Here is an 18,650-nt window from a genome sequence, read left to right as displayed (position 1 = left end):
TCTTTTTTATGATTCTTTATTGATAGCCGAGGTCTTCATCGTATTTTTTTATTTCTTCAGCCAAAGCTTCTCTATGCCCGGATAAGGCTGCAAATGGAGCAAATTGTGCTGCACGATCTTTGATTGGCATAGGTGGATGTTTTTTGGAAACTGGGCGTTTCATATCAATCATATCTTCATATTTATTCATGCTTTATGTCCTCCAATTTGATCGTTGCGTTCTTTCGCTGTTGCACCTTTTTCTAAGCTGATTCCTCTCATGATCGCATTTTTACCAAATCGCTTCTTGATCTCAAGTTCAGCTTTTTGAAGATTTTTTTCTCGGATATCATCTCTTTTTATATCAACTTTCTCTTGACCTTCATTTTCTGCTTGAAGAAGATCAAACATGGATATCTGTTGATACTGCTTTTTTTCTTCTGCTTTTGTATTTGAAATGATATGATTTGCTGTCACATAAAGTTTACGGATACTTAAAACCGGATCAACGATCTCATCATATAAACTTAGTCCAGCTTTCATGATCTTTTTGCCAGATGCACTCCATTCTTCAAGATTTCTTGTTCCATGTGCATGCTTTGGAATTTTTCTTCCATACATATCTGTAGAAATTTCACCTTTATAATTGCTCTTAAGATTTTCTGTATCATATTCAACTGTTAACACAATCTGATCGGTCATAACCATTTTTTCAAAAAGATCAAGGACTAGTTCGTTGATCATCTCTTTTAAAACCAGTTTGGCTTTCTCACAGGAATACGCACAAGAAAGAACCTGACCGCTTCCAATACTTTTAGTTTCTGGTTCATAAGATTTGATATCCTTCATCGTACATGGTTCATATCCCCAGGCATGGTCGATTAATAGTTCTGCATTGATTCCAAATGTCCGATATAAAAGATCTTCATTATAAAATGAAGTATCTTCTCCAATAGAACATCTGGAAATATCCCCCATTGTAAAAATTCCTATCTGATTTAACTTCTTTTGATAACCTTTCCCAACTCTCCAAAAATCCGTAAGCGGTTGATGATCCCATAACTGTTCACGATAAGAGTGTTCATCAAGGCTTGCAATACGCACACCATTCTGATCTGGCATTGTATGCTTGGCAACAATATCCATTGCGATCTTACAAAGATAAAGATTTGTCCCGATTCCTGCAGTTGCAGTGATTCCTGTTTCTTTAAGAATAGCCTTGATCATTTTCATAGCAAGTTCTTTTGCACTCAATTGATATAATTTGAGGTAATCTGTTGCATCAATGAAAACTTCATCGATAGAATATGGGTGAATATCATCTGGTGCTATATATTTTAAATAACACCTGAAAATCTTTCTACTCATAGAAATATAATGAGCCATTCTTGGCGGTGCAACAATATAAGTTATTTCCTTTTTGGGATTTGTATCTAATTTAGGTTTATTATAAGATTCTCCATCAAAATCTCCGTAAATCCGGCTTTTTCGATCAGCATTTGCCATCTTTACCTTTTGTATAACTTCAAACAGCCTCGCCCGCCCTGAAATTCCATAAGACTTCAAAGAAGGTGAGACTGCCAGGCAGATAGTCTTACTCGTTCTTGACTCATCTGCTACAACCAGATTTGTTGTCAATGGATTCAGTCCTCGTTCTACACATTCAACCGAAGCGTAAAATGATTTTAGATCAATGGCAATATATGTTCTGGATTTGTTCATATGTTTATTCTACACCATAGTGTGTTAATAAAGCCTTTTCAGCTTCTGCACTCCATAATCCGTTATGCTTGTCACAAATATCAGCAAGATCGTTAAAGAATGGATCATCTTTTGCAAGACTTCTTAAATCAGAAATTGCTGTCATTGGCATATTGATATGAAGGTATGTCAATTTCTTTCCACCTGGAATGTCTGGAAGATTTTTTGTTGTATCAACGATAGAATCAATTCCTCCAACATGAGTGATCATTACTGCAGGTTTGATTTCTTTTCTTGCTGCACGATCAATAGCTTCCTTCATATCATCAATATTTCCACCAGTACTTCCAAGAATCTTTGTTGCGTTATAATGACAGTCATATAAATTCATATCAGCTGAGAATTTGGAATCTGTAGGACCTGCAAATAAATTCATACATCCATCATAAGCTAAGATTTTATTTCCAAGTTCAGCAACTCCTCTGACTGGTACATAAACAAAGACATCATCAAAACCTTTACCATCAACAGATAAAGCTTTTAATTCTTCTACCTGATTATTCATCTTAGCTGTATTAACATAGATTAATTCCACGCCTTTTTCTTTAGCTTCTTCTACGGAAATAACCTGATTTGCTCTTTCTAATTTGGCATCATCGATATCTGTAACGATCACTTTCGCTGGTTTATTCTCAATAGCTAATGCATAACTTACGGCACCTAATCCCATTGGACCACATCCACCAAGAATTGCGATGCTTCCTCCTTTTTTAGTTCCCATTACATGTTCATAACGGTCCTTCACATGATAATTTGTCTTATATCCACAAATAACGCAGCACATTGGTTCTGCAACAGAAGATTCAAAATAAGAATCGCCATCATGTGTCCATAAACATCCGACTTCAATAATATCATTTGGGAAAATACAATAAGTTGCAGCACCACCACACTGTGTATAAGAATATCCCGGAGATTCAGCCTGTCCCGGAATTGCTGGCTGCTGTGCAAACTTCTGACCTGGTTTGAATTTATCCTGCCATTTCTTACCGACTTTTACGATATCTCCGGCAAATTCATGGCCAATGATAACTGGATGTTCTGCGACATCTGCTGGAACTCGCTTATGGTTTGCTCCTTGTTTTACCATCTTCCAGGTTGACATGCAAATGGAATCACTCATTACTTTGACAAGGATCTCATCATCCTTGATCTCTGGAAGTTCAAATTCTTCCAGGCGAATATCGTCTTTTGCATATAATCTTACACCTTTGACTTTCATATGCTACCTCCTAAAATATAAAATCCATATAAATTTATTCTAGCACAAAGAATAAAGGTCTGCAAAAATTTTCATTTATAATAAGGATCGTCAATCAATCCAACAATTCCATTTTTATTTTTCTCCAGACAATATATCTGCAACAAAGCCACAACCATACCAGCAGTTCCGAATTCAAAATTAGGTTCTTTATGTTTAAAATCGATATGAAGATGATCGATTTCTAATCCACCATCCTTATGATCGATCGCCTGATTTAAAATATGATTCGTTGCTTTTACAATAATTTCATTTAGTTTGGAGGATAATTCTTTATAGGTATTGCAACAATCTAGCAGATATAAGATATTTCCGCCATCAAAAAAGACAGGACTGTTGTTACTCCAGTAAATTTCTTCATTGTCTTCTGTAGAAGTATCTAAATAATGATCAAGGATCTCCATTGCTCCTGCTTTTGCATTCTCGTCCTGGTAAAGACGATACACTTCATTTAAGATTAATCCAATTCCACCGACTCCACTATAAAATTTTTGCCGCAAGAACCGCTGCTGCTGATACGTTCTTTATCAAATCCATAATTTGCAATGATCTCGTTAAATCCTGGAATATCCTGATAATATTGAACGGTCACCCCGTATGCTTTTAATATCTGAACTCGTTCCGGTATACATCCTGGTTCCATAAAGATATGTAAATGATAACCTTTCGCTGCTGCAAATGCTGCAAGAGAAATTCCAGTATTTCCACTGGTACTTTCAACGATCGTTCCTCCTGGTTTTAATTTACCTTCAGCTTCAGCCTTTTCAATCATATTTAAGGCAGCACGGTCTTTGACACTCCCTGTTGGATTTAAAGCTTCTTTAATGTCTGTGGTTTCTCCAAAAACAAAATTGGAATCCATTCCAGCTGCTGCACCAGTAACAACCACACTTTTTCCTTTAAATTCTTCAATTACCATTTCGACGTTCTTATTTTTCCTACTATTGCAATAGGTTTTCTATAATTTTAATATTACCATCTAGTTTTTACTTCGGATAATTAATATTTTTTATGACTGGCTATTGATTATACCTATAATATTTACTTTGTATAATAGAAAAATTATATAAAATATCTTGTAAACTACTTATCAATAAAAAAACAGAACAAATCCATTTAACTATAAAAGGAATTGTCCTATTCATGTTTTAATATTATTTTTTAAATTCGTCTTCCTGATATTTATCAACAATATGATTAAACATCATGCGGACCGCAGGTGCCATAAAATTTGGATTCATCGTTGCTAGTCCAATGATTCGGCTTGCATGTGGTTTGATCGAGTAACTGTCTACCTTATATGGAATATCTGTCATCACAAGTTTTGGCATCAGACAGATTCCAAAACCTTTCTCAACAAGTGCGATCGTTGATAAATCGTCCACCACATGATAATTTGACTGTACCTGCAGAGAATTCTCTTTTAAAAAATTCTGGATATCTGCATCGGTACTGTCTCGTTGTGTTACGAACTGATGGTGCTTCATTTCTTCGATATTGATATAACTTGTACTTTTATCTTCTTTTACGCCACTTGGTAATACGCATAATAATTCATCACGATATAATGGCTCGATTGGAATATCCTTTGCACTTGATACGGATAAAAATCCAAGGTCAACGACTCCATTTTTGAGCCAGTAAGCTACATCATCATATGTTCCCTGAAAAACTTCAATTTCAATTTCTGTATATTCTTTCTTAAAAGAATGTAGGATCTCTGGAAGCCAGCTGGTACATACACTGGAGAATACTCCAATTTTTACTTTTCCTTGTTTTAATCCGTTTAATTCTGCGATTTCCTGCTTTAAGCTTTCATCACAGTTTAATACAGCATTTACATATGGTAATAGTTGTTCTCCATAATTTGTCAGATTGACACCTGCTTTGCTTCTTGTCAATACTGAAAATCCTAATTCATTTTCCATCGAAGAGATGGCATGGCTGATTGCAGATGGCGTTAAACCTAGAATGTCTGCTGCTTTATGGAAACTTCCCACATCTGCGATTGTTTTGAATACCTGGTAGGTTAAAAGGGTCATAAATAAAACTTCCTTACTCTTATTATTTTATCTATCACATTTATATAACAGATTTCCCCAACGTCTGTCAACCTCTTTTTGGAAATTTTCTTTTAATCCAAAGGAAATATTGTCATAAATATTCAAATGCGGAAAAAGTGCATATTTTTGAAATACCGTATTGATCTTTCGTTCATTTGGTGGAAGATCAGTAATATCAGTTCCTTGAAAAAAGATCTGTCCTTCACTTGGTTTTTCAAATCCTGTTAACATTCGCAAAATGGTTGTTTTTTCTCCATATATGAATTCCTCCTGACATTTTCATATTAAAAAATAAATCCAGCGATCAGATAAAAAATTGCAGATATTACTCCTGAAATCAATACATATGGAAGAGAACTTTCATATTGATCATAAATAGTGACTCTGTTTGCACGTGCTGACACAATTCCAAGATCAGAAACTACACACGCATTTGCACCAAATAATCCGGCAGATATGATCGCTCCGATACAGAGTGGTACGTTCGCACCTAGCCTTGTTAAAACAACGATCATAACAGGAAGTTCTATCTGATACAGAGTATAATTTAAACTATATAAAAATTCAGTGAAGCTGAAGAATACAAATAAAACAAATGGAATCAGTCGAATGATCGGAATCATATTGCATACATTTTGAACGAATCCTTCTATTCCCATGGTATACATAACTTCCTGCATGGCATAGCCGATCATTAAAATGATGACCATATCAACCATATCGATAAACCCATCAACTACACATTGCACATATTCACTAATAGTCATAATTCCTTGTAAAATATAAAGGACTGCAGTAACGATCAATGTAATTCCAAAAGCCAGGAAGCAGTTTAAGCCGGTAGCGATCAATGCAACCGCGATCGTGATCATTGGAATGATCAAATTTAGAACACTGATATATTGTTTTCTTAGATCTGTTTCATCAAAATCATTTTCCTCTTCCTCAGATCCGTCAGTTAGTTCTCCTAGCTGTTTCCCCTGATCTGACATTTCATATGCTTTTTTCATATGACCAATCTTTGGCAGCAGTCCAAATGCAAATAAGAGTGCTACAATGCAAGCAATAATAGCATAAAACATAAATGGAACAGATTTCATAAAAAGACTGGTTGCAGCAGCTTTGTTGGCTACATTCTTGGCATCAGCAATCTGAAAAATGATAAAATATCCCCAGGCTCCAACTGGAAGCATTGCAGATACACAAATACTTAGAGTTCTTATTACATATGCAAGTGCAAGTCTTGGCTTTTTGATCTTATCAATCAATGGAGAGAATGCCGCCCCCGCTGTAAATGCAGATACATAATCATCAATTGACATGATTCCTGCATAAATACCTGACGTTGCAAGAATCATTTTTTCATTTTCCCCAAATTTACTCGTTACAAATTCAGTAAAAGCTTTGGTTGCTCCACTTCTCTTCATTGCGATGATCAATCCACCACAAAGGAAGAAAGACATGTACATTTCAATATTTTCTTCATCTGCCAGAACAACTTTACAATCGCGAAAAAATGCTATGATACTTCCAAATTTATACCATAAAATGTACATTGAAAATGTTCCCATCAAAAGACTTTGCATCACATCTTTTGTTACGAGTGCATAAATGAAAAGTCCTGCCATTGGTACAAGGATCCATATAGATTCTTTTGAAACACTGTGTGGTATAAAAAATAAAATAATATTAAATAAGATCCAGAAAATCCATAGCTTTACCATTTTTGGATCAATTCTTTTTGGATTCATATAATGAAAGATTCTCCATAGGATTGATTTTTCTTTCATAAGCATCCTCCTTTCTTCCTTTTAAGACATATGATGATCCCATACTTTTAGCTGTTGTCCAATGCCTTTTTCTTTTACATTTAGATATATTTCATGTCCCCAGGCAACATCTTCGATCGGCATACCTTCGATTTTCGATTTTTTAGGAAATTCCAACATAATTCCATGATATCAACACACTTGGCGGCATCAAGGACCCCTGCTTCTATTTCTTTCATAATGATAACCTCCTTCCATTATAGCTATTTCTCATAGTTATACAAATTTTCAAACAGATTTTTAAAATCGGATGCATCCATCTCATCTATTTTACTGATCACTGGTACTCCATCATAAGAATCATCTAGCCATCCACCCCAGGTTCTTACGATCTTAGCATCAGCGAGAAGTGGAATGCGTCTGCAGTACCTAACATGATATCAAACATATATGGCTGCATTTCTGTCACTAATGCTTCTTCAAAATATCTTGTCATCGGAATATCGATTCCTACAGTCCTTGTAATGTAACGACTTTCATATCCAGCAGCTACAATGACTGTTTCAGCTTCAAATACTTCTCCACTTGTTAATATAACCTGTCTGATCTTGCATTGGATGCCAGAGTTTCTAATTTTTTTAGATGTGCCTCTGTTTTTCCAAGGATCGGATGATCTAAGATTCTTTTACTCATATTTCTTCCTCGCTTTCTATCTGACTGTAATTTATAAAAATCATGAAAATAAAAAAAGAAGCCCTTGCATACTTTCCTATGCATAGGACCTCTTTGTCTTTACAACTAATTTAAACTCTTGTATTATACTAGTGTCAAGATGTAATTTATATTTATTTTTACGAAAAATTCCCAAAAATCTGATCATTTTAAAGAAAAACAGCGCATATCAATCCACATACGACTGATCTTTTTGTTTGTCTGATCTCCGAAATATGCCATAACGGCACTTCTTTTCATTACATCTTTTGTCGGATACTGGGCATATAACTGTCCTTCTGACATTTCTTTGCTTGTTTTCATCACATAGTTATAATTGTCTCCATTTTGCTTGAAGAAATAATTAAGATCATAGTCAACACTCTTCTTATCATCGCTTCCATACATATATTTGATATAATCATAGATTGTCTGATCTTTTCCACCAGCAATCACAGATGTATATCCGACATAGTACATATTTCTTACAACATTATCTGGTCTTGAGATATAGTTTACAAATGCCTGTGCTGCCTGCTGCTTTTCCTTATCTTTTCCAATACCATCCTTTAACATACACCATCCATCAAACCACAGATTGGTACTAGCTTTTGGAACTGCATAACGAAGTTTGATTCCTTCTTCTTCCACCTGCTGCATAGAATAAACACCATCTCCAGACCACTGAAGATTGGCGACAACTTTTCCGCTGACAAGATCTGATTTCCCACTGTCTGTCTCGAAAGAATAAACGTTATCTTTCATTTTTGATAAAATCTCTCCAGCACTTTGAATGCTTTGATCTGAAGTATCATTTAACAATGCAGATAACTTTTTCTGGTAATCTGCCTGTTTTTGGAATTCATCTGTTAAGATCTGTTTTTGTGTCTGCATTCCTCGAACAGCAAAATAGCAATCTCTGACGCTGTCTTTTGCTGTTACCTTTTTATGATATTTTTGATTGAGTAATAAGCCCCAGTCTTCGGCATCTTTTCTAGAAACATATTTGGGATTATATACATAGCCCAGTGTTCCCCACATATAACCAGCTGTGTAATCTCCCACAGATTGTCCGTGATATCTTAACTGATCTAATGATTTCTTTATATATGGTGATACTCCTTTTGCATAATAATTTTCACTGTTTGAAATATCCCAGAAGTCATCAGAATATTTTAATATTTTTTTCTCTGCCAAAAGCTTCATGATCATATATTCGGATGGACAGATCAGATCATATGTATCACCGATCGTTAACTGATTATACATATCTTCATTGGTTCCAAAACTTGAATATTCGACTTTTACTTTTTTATGATATGTTTTCTCATACCAGTTTTCAAAATCTTTGATCATAGTATTTCTGCCGATGATCTTTTTCCCATTTTCCAGTTTGATTTCTTCATCGTCATCCCAGTCCCCTTCATCAAGATATTCTTCCCAATTTGCGATTCTTAAAACAATCTCTTCATTGTTTGAGCTGTTGTTTTTTGAACCACAAGAACATAATGCAAGCGGAAGGGTGACCACAAGTAAGATGGAAAAAAGAATAGAAAATGCTTTATATTTCATGATCATGCTCCTTTCTCCCCGTATGGTTCATACCGATCACAATAAAAATCACAACCAAAAAGATGATCGTTGATAATGCCCATAGTGCGGTTTTCACATCGGTCTGTGCTCCTTTTGTAGCATTGACAACATAGGTACTGATCGTGTCAAACATCGATGGTTTTGTATAAGTTGTGATAAAATAATCATCCAACGTTAATGTAATTGACATCATGAATCCAGATACGATTCCAGAAGTTAATTGTGGAAGTACAACCTTTCTTAATGCTCCAAACGGGGAACATCCAAGATCTAATGCCGCTTCATATAACTGTGGATCCATTTGTTTTAGACGAGGGATCACAGACAGATATACAAAGGGGCTACAAAGAGATACCAGCCCGAGCACAAGCGGAATATAACTGGCTTTATCCATCTTAAAAAAGACGATCAATAAAACGCAAATAGAAAAACCAGTAACGACATCTGCATTAACAACAGGAATCTGATTCATCAAATGGATCGGTTTCTTAAGCTTATTTGAAGAATAAAATGCCCCGATTGCTCCAAGAGTTCCAAGGATCGTTGAAATAACCGCAACGACCAAAGCTAAAAGGATCGTTCCAAAGATCATTGTCCTTAAATCCTCAGAATGAAACAGATAAATATAATTTTTCAAAGTAAAACTTCCAGATTTTCCAATGATTGCGGAATCCATAAAACTATAAACTGCCAAGATCAAGATTGGCAGATACATGAGTAATAAGATGATTCCAAGGAAAATACCCTGTATCGTTTTTTTAGTCATAAGCATTTTCCTCCTTATCTGAAAATTCGCCAGTTAACATACTTAAAAATAAGATTAAGATCAAAAGGATCATAGAAATCACAGATCCGTTATTCCAATCATACATATTAAAGTAACTTCCAACAAGACTTCCCATGATGTAGGTACTGTTATACATCATATCAAGTACGACATAATTTGTCATTGCAGGAAGAAATACCATCGTAATTCCACTGATGATCCCTGGAATGGATAACGGAAGGATCACTCTTGTAAATACGCGATGATGTTTTGCCCCAAGATCTAATGCTGCCTCAATGTAACTATGATCGATCTTGGCGATCGTATTATAAATTGGCAAGATCATAAAAGGCAGAAAATCATAAGTCATTCCGATCACTGTATTTAAAAATGGATGGAAAGCAAGATTTCCTTCGATCATTGTTAAGATCTCTTTTAATGCAGTAATACGAAGGGTAAAATTGATCCACATTGGCATTACAAATAACATCAATAATACATTTCCGCGTTTAAAATCTCCTTTTGCAAGAATATATGCCACAGGATATGCGATCAATAAACATACAACGGTTGTTACGATCGCAATCATTGCGCTGTAGATCAGGGTTCCAATTGCCTTACTGTCTGTAAAAAACAGAACAAAATTGTCCATAGAAAATTGTCCAGTTCCATTGGTAAATGCATAATATAATAAAATAAGCACAGGGCAAACAACAACAATTGTCAAAAACAATAAGTATGGAATTCCAAGAATACTTTTTAGTCTGTCATTTTTCATTTACTTTCCTCCGAAACTCTTTGAAATTCCATCGCATCATCCGGAATTACGACACTTACGAAATCTCCGATATTCCATAAATCTTCATCATCAACAGAATACTCTACTTTATTTTCACTCACAATGCGATAATTATAATGATCACCCTTGTAGATAATAGAGATGATATTTCCCTGAAAATATCCTTCTTCTGGATCATCACTAAGATTGGCAAGTTTGGATGGGAAGAACATTTTCACCTTTTCTCCCTCTAAATGAACTTTATGCCCATCTTGATCTACGATATGACCATGTTCCAATCTGCACCCATCAAAAAGCTTTTCAACCGGAACTGGGATACTTCCATCCATAAATTTCAAATAACCATCTTTTTCCATCACACCGACATAATGATTTACTTTCGTATCTTTTGGCATTGTATGAATCGTTCCAGGTGTGAAATCGATTCCTACTTTTGTTCCTGGTTTGATCTCGTGTAAAATATGTGCTTCAATCTCATTTTTATCAGATTGTACAGCTACTTCATAAAATTTGCCACAAAACAGGCAGGAAATAACCTCACCACTAAATTTTCCATCTTCTGGAGATGATAAAATAACATCTTCCGGGCGGATTATGACATCAACTCTGGTACCGGCTTCATATTCATCTTCACATGGAAAATCATGATGTGCAAAATGAACAGTATCGTCTGATTTCTTTACTCCATCAAAAATGTTACTCTCTCCGATAAAGTCCGCAACAAAAGCATTCTGTGGCTTATTATAGATTTCCTCAGGTGTTCCAACTTGCTGGATCTGTCCTTTTGACATGACAACGATCTTATCTGACATCATCAATGCCTCTTCTTGATCATGTGTGACAAAGATAAACGTAATACCTAATTCTTTATGCATATTTTTTAACTCGATCTGCATTTCCTGACGCATCTTGTAATCTAGGGCACTTAATGGTTCATCTAATAATAAGATCTTTGGCTCATTGACAATTGCTCTTGCAATGGCAATTCTTTGCTGCTGCCCACCAGACAAGCTGTCGATCTTTCGCTTTTCAAAACCTTCCAGATCAACGACTTCTAGTACTCGTTTTACTTTCTTTTTAATCTCATCTTTTGGAATTTTCTTTTCTTTTAACCCGAATGCAATATTGTCATAAATATTTAAATGTGGGAAAAGAGCGTATTTTTGGAAGACAGTATTAAATTTTCTCTCATTTGGTGGTAGAATGCTGATATCTTTTCCATGAAACAGGATTTCACCATCCGTTGGTGTCTCAAATCCCGCCAACATTCTTAAAATTGTTGTTTTTCCACATCCAGAAGGACCTAGAAATGTTACAAACTCTCCCTCATTGATCGTAAGATTAAAATCATAAATGACCGGCACATTGTTTGTATAACATTTTTTTATATGTTTTAATTCTATGATCGGCTGTTTTTTATTCATTAATTTTTTGTTCCTTTCTATTTTTGTCATGAATATCTCAAAAGAAAAACAGCATCCTAAAAGTCTGGGTGCTGCAAAAGTTTTATTTTCTTTTTTGTAGTAAATTCTATCTTTTATAAAAATGGTTCTTTTGTTCTTCTGTGTACATTGATCTCATCTATGATCGCATTACTTCTATGACTTAAAATAAAATAAATAATATCCGCAATGTCCTCTGGTGCAATCATATCGTTTGCATCTGGTGGAAGATCAGGTCTTGCCTGTCGCACCATATCTGTTAAAACTCCGCCCGGATTGATCAGATGCACACGAATTCCATCATTGCTTACTTCTTTTGCCAATGCTTTTGTCATACCAGCCAAAGCATGTTTGCTTGATGCGTAAACACTTTGATCCATATAACCTTTATATGCAACTACAGATCCAATATTAATAATTGTTGCACTTTCAGATTTACGAAGGATTGGTAAAGAACTTTGACACATAAAAAATGGTCCTTTAGCATTAATACTCATGATCTGATCATATTCTTCTTCTGTTACTTCTTCAAATCTCTTATTCATCGTTACACCTGCATTGTTGATCAGATAATCAAACTGCAAATTATGGTCAAACAATGTTTTTATTTCTTCTTTGTGACTAATATCAACTGAAAAACATTTAATATCAACTTTATCACATAGCTTCTTTGTTTCTTCTAATTTATTAAGATTTCGTCCAATCAAAATCAAATTAATGCCATGGTTCGCTAATTTCTGTGCAGTTGCACGACCGATTCCAGAACCTGCACCAGTGATCAATGCTGTTTTTTTGCTCATATTGATTCCTCCTGTGTGATCTATGCTTTTTGCTTTCTATAATTTTAACATATCAACAAGATGTACTCAATCAAAAAGATTTATAAGCCACGATTATATACATTATTGATCACATTGTCATTTGACGATATGCTATTTCTATTTTTTAATAACCATTTGACCGCTTTGGAAAGTCTTTTTTCGGAATCAGCAAAATGCCCACCGCTATTAAATTCTAAAATTGTTTTCTTTACCTTTGGATCATTTTGCAAAATTTGTTCTTGTTTTCTCGTTCGATCTCCAACTCTTGCCATAACCTGATTCTTTGTTTTTTCTTCTTTTCCTCCAAGACTTATGTAGATATAACTTTCATGCTTTATCCGATGATGTGACACATATTGATCCCATTGTTCGAACCATAAAGAACCTGAGCAGCTTGCAATTGCTGAGAAGATATCTGTTTCATATGCTGTCCATAAAGCAAACAATCCTGCAAGGGAATATCCGATCAGATAAATTTCTCTGTCTGCTCCATAAGCTGTTTTTAATTCTGGAATCAGGTCGTTCGTCAACCACTGTAAAGTTTTTAGACCATTTCCCTTAAAATCTTCATTCCCAAAGGCAGCAGGTGCTTTCCATGGGGAAAAATCCCCATTCCAGTCTTCTACCTGAAATGCACATAAAAGAAAATCCTGATCATTGACTGTCTCCATCAGACATTCCCACATATGTGCTATCTCATTTCCACGATGTGGGTACATTCCCCATAGGATGATCGGACCATCGGAGCCATTTTGATCTATATAACATGTTTTGTGTTTTATCTGTAATTTCTGCATAAATACATTGATCTCCATAAATTTTCAACTTTTTGTTGGATGAATTTTACAAAATACTTTTTTGATATTATCACATACTAAGAAACGAGGAGGTTTCGATGCATGAAGGATAAGAAAAAGAAACAAGAACTTACAAACGAAGAAATTGACGAAAATATCTTCGAAATGTGTAATATCTGCTCTACTACGGACTGTACCGGATTGATCCAGGTTGTTCCAAGAACAGAAGCCGACCTTGAATCTTATGAAAAATTGTATCCGTTCCGTCCACCGTTTTTACCTCGCGATGATGATTAAGTCGTCATCCATTTTCTTCTGCGACAAGATCTTATGGCCAGTTATGACTGTAAGGTCTTGTTTTATTTTCCTCAATTCTTTTCGAATAATTCTTCTTTTATTTTACCAAATATATCGAAAGAATAAAACTACCTTTTTGATGCAAACTATTTTTAAATCATAATAGAAAGGCTGATACCCAAATGAATAAAAAAATCTTAAAACTAGGAATTCTGACTGTAGCAGGTGCTGCCATTGTTGCAATGAAAAAGTCAAAGAAAGAAAAGCTTGTATATTCTTACCCTCAAACAAAAGTGAAAAAATCGGATTACAAAAACACAGAATTAAATAAACAGAAGAAAAATAGCAAAGGAATTTATTACTCCAGTGGAAATTATGAAGCGTTTGCCAGGCCAAAGAAACCAAAAGATATAGAAAAAAAATCTGCCTATCTTGTAGGAAGTGGTCTTGCCTCTCTTGCTGCTGCCTGTTTTCTGATTCGTGATGCGCAAATGTCAGGAGATCATATTCATATCTTAGAGGCATCCAATATTGCAGGCGGTGCCTGTGATGGAGTCGCTGATCCTGATCGTGGGTATATTATGCGCGGTGGTCGTGAGATGGAAGATCATTTCGAATGTCTGTGGGATTTATTTCATAGTATTCCATCTCTGGAACATCCAGAGAACTCTGTGTTAGATGAATTTTACTGGCTGAACAAAGAAGATCCAAATTATTCCTTGTGCCGTGCAACAAATCATCGAGGAAAACCCTCTGAGAACTTTGGTAAATTCAATATCGATGCCAAAGGTCGAAAGCAAATCATGAAGTTATTCTTTACTGCGAATGAAAAGTTATATGATAAAACAATCGAGGATGTCTTTGACGAACACGTTTTTGATTCGGATTTCTGGTTATACTGGCGGACAATGTTTGCTTTTGAAAACTGGCACAGTGCTTTGGAACTGAAATTATACCTACAGCGGTTTATCCATCATATTGGTGGATTGCCTGATTTTTCAGCTTTGAAATTTACACGGTATAATCAGTATGAATCTTTGATCTTGCCAATGATCGAATATCTGAAACAAAATGGTGTTATCTTTCATTTCCATACACAAGTTACGAACGTAATCTTTTCATTTGAAAATGATCAAAAGGTTGCAAAAAGTATCGAATATATCAAAAATTCTAAAACAAAGATACTTCCGCTGACAAAAGATGATCTTGTCTTTGTGACAAATGGAAGTTGTACCGAAAGTACACTGTATGGAGATCATCACACACCTGCAAATGGCGATGCAATGATTCGTATCACTGGGTGCTGGAATCTTTGGAAGAATATTGCAAAACAGGATCCTTCCTTTGGTCATCCAGAGAAATTCTGTGGAAATGTTAGTAAAACACGTTGGGAATCTGCGACGATCACAACCAGTGATACAAAGATCATTGATGCGATCACAAGAATCTGTAAACGAGATCCTCTTTCCGGAAAGGTTGTAACTGGAGGTATTGTTTCCTGCGAGGATTCCAACTGGCTATTAAGCTGGACCGTCAATCGTCAGGGACAGTTTCGAAAACAAAAAGAAGGTGAAATCTGTATCTGGCTATACAGTCTTTTTTGTGACACACCAGGAAATTATATTCATAAGCCAATGAAAGATTGTACTGGAGAAGAAATTACAGCGGAATGGTTATATCATATTGGAATACCACTGGATGAAATCGACGAATTAGCAAAAGATCATGCGAATACTGTACCGACAATGCTGCCTTATATTACCGCATTTTTTATGCCAAGAACCGCCAGAGACCGCCCGGATGTGATTCCTGATGGGTGTGTTAACTTTGCATTCTTAGGTCAGTTTGCTGAAACGCCAAGAGATACAATTTTTACTACTGAATATTCGGTGAGAACAGCTATGGAAGCTGTGTATGGACTACTTGACGTTGACCGAGGAGTGCCAGAGGTTTGGGGAAGTGTGTACGATGTAAGGAATTTGTTGGATGCGAGTGTTCGATTGATGGATGGAGAATCTCTGCTTGATATGGATCTGCCAATGCCAATTGAAAAATTAAAGGGCTGGCTGTTGAAGTTTGTCAAGGATACGGATATTGAAAAATTGTTGGAAGAATATGAATTGATTAAAAAATAAAAGAATAGCCTTGTTATCATGATAAATAAATGGTAACAAGGCTGTTTATTTTAAGTTATATATTACACACTAAAAGAATTTCAAAATATCATCTACATCTTTCCTCTTAGGTAATGTCTCAAATTCCATAATGTTTCCTCCGTTTTTATCATGTTAGTCATTACTAATCAATATTACAATACTTAATCTCAACTGTCAATATTTCTAATTTTTGTACTTGTCTAAATATTTCACTGGCACGTGATCCGTCAGCCATACACCATTCTTTGATAAGAAAAACTTATATCCATCCTGATACATTTCTTCTGCGTTCACAGTATATAAAACTGGCTTTCCGTGTCGTTTTCCAACTTTGATCGCGGTTTCTTCATTCGTTGATAAGTGAACATATAGTCTGTTTTTGTGAAGAAGTCCTTGTTCATCAATGGCTGAAACATATTTCTCTCCTGTACCATGCCATAATTGTTTGGGCGGTTTTGCTTCTTTTAATTCTACATCTACAGGAATCGAATGTCCTTGGTTGGCACGGATTTTTGTTTTATCTTCGTTGAATGAATATCTTTGTTTATTATCAGTTCTTACGATTTCCTCAAGGATTTCCATATTGAACATATGCGTTTTGGAAACACCTTTGATTAACTCATCAACCTCTGCCCATCCGTGTTGATCCAGATGAATTCCTGCTTTCTCAGGCTTATGACGGAGGAGAAGACTTACATATTTGCTTGTTCTTGTTAGATTCATTTGTTTCACTTCCCTATTATTTATGTTATTGTAACTCTTCAATTTTGCTCTTATCAGAAATCGCAGTCCAAGTAGCCTCGGGATTTTCCTCACCAAATTTATCCCATTCAGAATCCCCCATGCTAAAGGTTTGCTCTGTATCCCCATAGACTAATTTTCCATTCTGAATTGTCATACGATGAACATCGCTTTGTCCAGTGCCTTTGGTGAAATTATGAATCAAAAGTCCATTCCCATCAGATGGAATACATACTCCTCCATTTGTTGAGAGATTCGAAATCCACTTATGTCCAGAAATAACAGACAACTTATAACCTTCTTCAGAATTTATGCAACTAAAAACTCGTATGTCATAATTCGTATATTCGTTTACACTCCACTTTGGAGCAACGATCAATTCCTTGACACCATCCTTATTCATATCTCTAACAAAATAATAATAATCTGTATTTCCCTGTGAATCTGGAAATTCGTATTTCCCATTTTCTACATCTGTTAAAACTTTCTTGTATACTTCACTGAGTTTTATTTTCTGTTTTGGCTGTTCGGTCGTTGCTTCTGTTGTTGCAGATGATATTTTATTTTCTGATGTTGATGTGTTCTTTGTACTGTTTGAGCTTTCCGTTGTTGCGGTTGCCATCTGTGCTGTCTGATTTCTCTGGTTGTTCCATGCGACGATTCCATATGCACTTCCACCGATTACACCGACTGCAACTGCAATTGCTGCAATCTTATTTACGATAGAACCTTTAACAGCACTTTTTGCCGCTGCTTTCCCTGCTGTATCTACCGCTTTTGCATTGCTAATCTTTCCTGTGGTTTTCGCTGTATTTTTGAAATATTCCTGAAGGATCTTTGTCTCCATTGCTTTTCCATCTGCAAGGAATGTCTTGTCAGCTGCCATAACACTTCGATCATTACGCAGCAAGTATACAAGAAGTAACACTGGAGCCACAGCGTAAAGTTTGTATCCCTTCTTCTGTAATTGTTCCGCCTGAATCTTTAGATTCTTTCGTCCATAATTTAATCTTGATTTTACTGTATTTTCGGAACAGTCCATTGCCTGTGCAATCTCTGAGATTGAAGCATTTTCAAGATGAAACATTAAGATAGCCATTCGTTGTTCTTCAGACAAACCATCTAACAGAATATGTACTAGTTCTTTTGTTTCTTCTCTGGTGTATGCAAGTTCGGGCTGATTTTCCGAATCTTCATCTTCTACATCATAGACATATTCTTCCCCTTCCTGATCTAGCGCCATCTCTGAAAATAAAAGAGGATTCTTCTTTACCAGCATATTTTTTGCTGTATTGGCAACGATCATTCCAAGCCAGCCTTCAAATGCTTCTGGCTGTTTTAAAGTCCCTAGTTTGGAAAATGCTTTCAGATAAGCATCTTGCAGCACATCTTCTGCGGCTTCTTTATTTTTCATATATTTTAATGCCAGATAGTATTTACTTTTGTATGTTTGTTCATATAAAAATGAAAATGCACTTTGATTCCCATTCTGTGCCTTTATGATTGCTTCTTTGATTTCCATCGTTGTTCCTCTTTCTTTCTCATTTGTTTGTATGCATGGTTCCTTCTTTCCGTATCTTTTAGAAAATAACTCCGATCCAGTTTGATCAATGCTATGATCCATTGCATAAACCTGTCTTTCATAGCATCACCTCCATGTCTGTTGCTTATATTACTTAGACAGGGAGGTGATG

General features: G+C 35.5%; 19 protein-coding genes and 1 pseudogene. 2 read left to right on the top strand and 18 right to left on the bottom strand.

Annotated elements, in window-relative coordinates:
- Nucleotides 1–16 precede the first annotated feature (16 nt).
- The 15 genes and pseudogenes from OCV53_RS10110 to OCV53_RS10040 form a co-directional block, all read right to left on the bottom strand.
- A complete protein-coding gene (locus OCV53_RS10110) occupies nucleotides 17–190 on the bottom strand; it encodes a hypothetical protein (protein WP_155492462.1) in 174 nt (57 codons plus the stop codon).
- Nucleotides 187–1,701: a Y-family DNA polymerase gene (locus OCV53_RS10105; protein ID WP_055198076.1), complete on the bottom strand. Its 1,515-nt coding sequence runs from the start codon at nucleotides 1,699–1,701 to the stop codon at nucleotides 187–189. The genes OCV53_RS10110 and OCV53_RS10105 overlap by 4 nt, the downstream gene beginning before the upstream one ends.
- Before the next feature lie 4 nt (nucleotides 1,702–1,705).
- Complete coding sequence (locus tag OCV53_RS10100) at nucleotides 1,706–2,962, bottom strand: zinc-binding dehydrogenase (protein ID WP_055198074.1); 1,257 nt, start codon at nucleotides 2,960–2,962, stop codon at nucleotides 1,706–1,708.
- Between the two features lie 71 nt (nucleotides 2,963–3,033).
- Nucleotides 3,034–3,501: a lanthionine synthetase LanC family protein gene (locus OCV53_RS10095; RefSeq protein ID WP_055198072.1), complete on the bottom strand. Its 468-nt coding sequence runs from the start codon at nucleotides 3,499–3,501 to the stop codon at nucleotides 3,034–3,036.
- Entirely contained in the window at nucleotides 3,459–3,920 is a 462-nt protein-coding gene (locus OCV53_RS12565; RefSeq protein WP_055198070.1) for a pyridoxal-phosphate dependent enzyme, read from the bottom strand. Before OCV53_RS12565 ends, OCV53_RS10095 begins: the two co-directional genes overlap by 43 nt.
- Before the next feature lie 235 nt (nucleotides 3,921–4,155).
- A complete protein-coding gene (locus OCV53_RS10085) occupies nucleotides 4,156–5,043 on the bottom strand; it encodes a LysR family transcriptional regulator (RefSeq protein WP_055198068.1) in 888 nt (295 codons plus the stop codon).
- Between the two features lie 84 nt (nucleotides 5,044–5,127).
- Nucleotides 5,128–5,313: pseudogene (locus OCV53_RS10080) on the bottom strand (ATP-binding cassette domain-containing protein); the annotation flags it as partial.
- Between the two features lie 35 nt (nucleotides 5,314–5,348).
- Nucleotides 5,349–6,854: a Na+/H+ antiporter NhaC family protein gene (locus OCV53_RS10075; RefSeq protein ID WP_055198064.1), complete on the bottom strand. Its 1,506-nt coding sequence runs from the start codon at nucleotides 6,852–6,854 to the stop codon at nucleotides 5,349–5,351.
- Nucleotides 6,855–6,934: 80 nt separating this feature from the next.
- Nucleotides 6,935–7,072 (bottom strand): hypothetical protein, encoded by a 138-nt coding sequence (locus tag OCV53_RS10070; protein WP_155492461.1) that lies wholly within the window; start codon nucleotides 7,070–7,072, stop codon nucleotides 6,935–6,937.
- 637 nt (nucleotides 7,073–7,709) lie between these two features.
- Nucleotides 7,710–9,122, bottom strand: a complete 1,413-nt coding sequence (locus tag OCV53_RS10065) for an ABC transporter substrate-binding protein (RefSeq protein WP_055198062.1) — start codon at nucleotides 9,120–9,122, stop codon at nucleotides 7,710–7,712.
- Nucleotides 9,106–9,909, bottom strand: a complete 804-nt coding sequence (locus tag OCV53_RS10060; protein ID WP_055198061.1) for an ABC transporter permease — start codon at nucleotides 9,907–9,909, stop codon at nucleotides 9,106–9,108. The genes OCV53_RS10065 and OCV53_RS10060 overlap by 17 nt, the downstream gene beginning before the upstream one ends.
- Nucleotides 9,896–10,681 carry an ABC transporter permease gene (locus OCV53_RS10055; protein ID WP_055198059.1) on the bottom strand — a complete coding sequence of 262 codons (786 nt, stop codon included), beginning with the start codon at nucleotides 10,679–10,681 and terminating at the stop codon, nucleotides 9,896–9,898. The genes OCV53_RS10060 and OCV53_RS10055 overlap by 14 nt, the downstream gene beginning before the upstream one ends.
- Nucleotides 10,678–12,126 (bottom strand): ABC transporter ATP-binding protein, encoded by a 1,449-nt coding sequence (locus OCV53_RS10050; protein ID WP_055198057.1) that lies wholly within the window; start codon nucleotides 12,124–12,126, stop codon nucleotides 10,678–10,680. The genes OCV53_RS10055 and OCV53_RS10050 overlap by 4 nt, the downstream gene beginning before the upstream one ends.
- A gap of 113 nt (nucleotides 12,127–12,239) precedes the next feature.
- Nucleotides 12,240–12,944 (bottom strand): SDR family oxidoreductase, encoded by a 705-nt coding sequence (locus tag OCV53_RS10045; protein WP_022375070.1) that lies wholly within the window; start codon nucleotides 12,942–12,944, stop codon nucleotides 12,240–12,242.
- A gap of 80 nt (nucleotides 12,945–13,024) precedes the next feature.
- The gene (locus OCV53_RS10040; protein WP_242852157.1) at nucleotides 13,025–13,762 is read right to left on the bottom strand and encodes an alpha/beta hydrolase; all 738 of its coding nucleotides are present in this window, start codon (nucleotides 13,760–13,762) and stop codon (nucleotides 13,025–13,027) included.
- A gap of 102 nt (nucleotides 13,763–13,864) precedes the next feature.
- Here OCV53_RS10040 and OCV53_RS10035 point away from each other — a divergent pair, with 102 nt between their 5' ends.
- Together OCV53_RS10035 and OCV53_RS10030 are read left to right on the top strand one after the other, a co-directional pair.
- Entirely contained in the window at nucleotides 13,865–14,059 is a 195-nt protein-coding gene (locus tag OCV53_RS10035) for a hypothetical protein (RefSeq protein WP_022375068.1), read from the top strand.
- A gap of 182 nt (nucleotides 14,060–14,241) precedes the next feature.
- On the top strand, nucleotides 14,242–16,194 hold the full coding sequence (locus OCV53_RS10030) for an oleate hydratase (RefSeq protein ID WP_022375067.1): 1,953 nt from the start codon (nucleotides 14,242–14,244) through the stop codon (nucleotides 16,192–16,194).
- Nucleotides 16,195–16,398: 204 nt separating this feature from the next.
- Here OCV53_RS10030 and OCV53_RS10025 read toward each other — a convergent pair whose 3' ends face one another.
- The 3 genes from OCV53_RS10025 to OCV53_RS10015 are packed head-to-tail and all read right to left on the bottom strand — an operon-like array spanning nucleotide 16,399 to nucleotide 18,600.
- Nucleotides 16,399–16,938 (bottom strand): RNA 2'-phosphotransferase, encoded by a 540-nt coding sequence (locus OCV53_RS10025; protein WP_055198053.1) that lies wholly within the window; start codon nucleotides 16,936–16,938, stop codon nucleotides 16,399–16,401.
- A gap of 25 nt (nucleotides 16,939–16,963) precedes the next feature.
- A complete protein-coding gene (locus OCV53_RS10020) occupies nucleotides 16,964–18,478 on the bottom strand; it encodes an RNA polymerase sigma factor (RefSeq protein ID WP_055198051.1) in 1,515 nt (504 codons plus the stop codon).
- Nucleotides 18,454–18,600, bottom strand: a complete 147-nt coding sequence (locus tag OCV53_RS10015; protein ID WP_172674562.1) for a hypothetical protein — start codon at nucleotides 18,598–18,600, stop codon at nucleotides 18,454–18,456. The genes OCV53_RS10020 and OCV53_RS10015 overlap by 25 nt, the downstream gene beginning before the upstream one ends.
- Between the last annotated feature and the right edge of the window lie 50 nt (nucleotides 18,601–18,650).

The sequence above is a fragment of the Anaerostipes amylophilus genome (genome assembly GCF_025567365.1).
GTDB lineage: Bacteria > Bacillota > Clostridia > Lachnospirales > Lachnospiraceae > Anaerostipes > Anaerostipes amylophilus.
Note: the sequence above shows the minus strand (reverse complement) of the source record. Positions and strands in the feature narration are given on the sequence as shown.

Excerpts from the sequence above, each read along its gene's own strand:
- OCV53_RS10040 (WP_242852157.1), bottom strand. The coding sequence starts at position 13,762 with ATGCAGAAATTACAGATAAAACACAAAACATGTTATATAGATCAAAAT.
- OCV53_RS10060 (WP_055198061.1), bottom strand. The coding sequence starts at position 9,909 with ATGCTTATGACTAAAAAAACGATACAGGGTATTTTCCTTGGAATCATC.
- OCV53_RS10105 (WP_055198076.1), bottom strand. The coding sequence starts at position 1,701 with ATGAACAAATCCAGAACATATATTGCCATTGATCTAAAATCATTTTAC.
- OCV53_RS10035 (WP_022375068.1), top strand. The coding sequence starts at position 13,865 with ATGAAGGATAAGAAAAAGAAACAAGAACTTACAAACGAAGAAATTGAC.
- OCV53_RS10100 (WP_055198074.1), bottom strand. The coding sequence starts at position 2,962 with ATGAAAGTCAAAGGTGTAAGATTATATGCAAAAGACGATATTCGCCTG.
- OCV53_RS10045 (WP_022375070.1), bottom strand. The coding sequence starts at position 12,944 with ATGAGCAAAAAAACAGCATTGATCACTGGTGCAGGTTCTGGAATCGGT.
- OCV53_RS10050 (WP_055198057.1), bottom strand. The coding sequence starts at position 12,126 with ATGAATAAAAAACAGCCGATCATAGAATTAAAACATATAAAAAAATGT.
- OCV53_RS10075 (WP_055198064.1), bottom strand. The coding sequence starts at position 6,854 with ATGAAAGAAAAATCAATCCTATGGAGAATCTTTCATTATATGAATCCA.
- OCV53_RS10030 (WP_022375067.1), top strand. The coding sequence starts at position 14,242 with ATGAATAAAAAAATCTTAAAACTAGGAATTCTGACTGTAGCAGGTGCT.
- OCV53_RS10110 (WP_155492462.1), bottom strand. The coding sequence starts at position 190 with ATGAATAAATATGAAGATATGATTGATATGAAACGCCCAGTTTCCAAA.
- OCV53_RS10070 (WP_155492461.1), bottom strand. The coding sequence starts at position 7,072 with ATGAAAGAAATAGAAGCAGGGGTCCTTGATGCCGCCAAGTGTGTTGAT.
- OCV53_RS10020 (WP_055198051.1), bottom strand. The coding sequence starts at position 18,478 with ATGGAAATCAAAGAAGCAATCATAAAGGCACAGAATGGGAATCAAAGT.
- OCV53_RS10085 (WP_055198068.1), bottom strand. The coding sequence starts at position 5,043 with ATGACCCTTTTAACCTACCAGGTATTCAAAACAATCGCAGATGTGGGA.
- OCV53_RS10055 (WP_055198059.1), bottom strand. The coding sequence starts at position 10,681 with ATGAAAAATGACAGACTAAAAAGTATTCTTGGAATTCCATACTTATTG.
- OCV53_RS10065 (WP_055198062.1), bottom strand. The coding sequence starts at position 9,122 with ATGATCATGAAATATAAAGCATTTTCTATTCTTTTTTCCATCTTACTT.
- OCV53_RS12565 (WP_055198070.1), bottom strand. The coding sequence starts at position 3,920 with ATGGTAATTGAAGAATTTAAAGGAAAAAGTGTGGTTGTTACTGGTGCA.
- OCV53_RS10025 (WP_055198053.1), bottom strand. The coding sequence starts at position 16,938 with ATGAATCTAACAAGAACAAGCAAATATGTAAGTCTTCTCCTCCGTCAT.
- OCV53_RS10015 (WP_172674562.1), bottom strand. The coding sequence starts at position 18,600 with ATGAAAGACAGGTTTATGCAATGGATCATAGCATTGATCAAACTGGAT.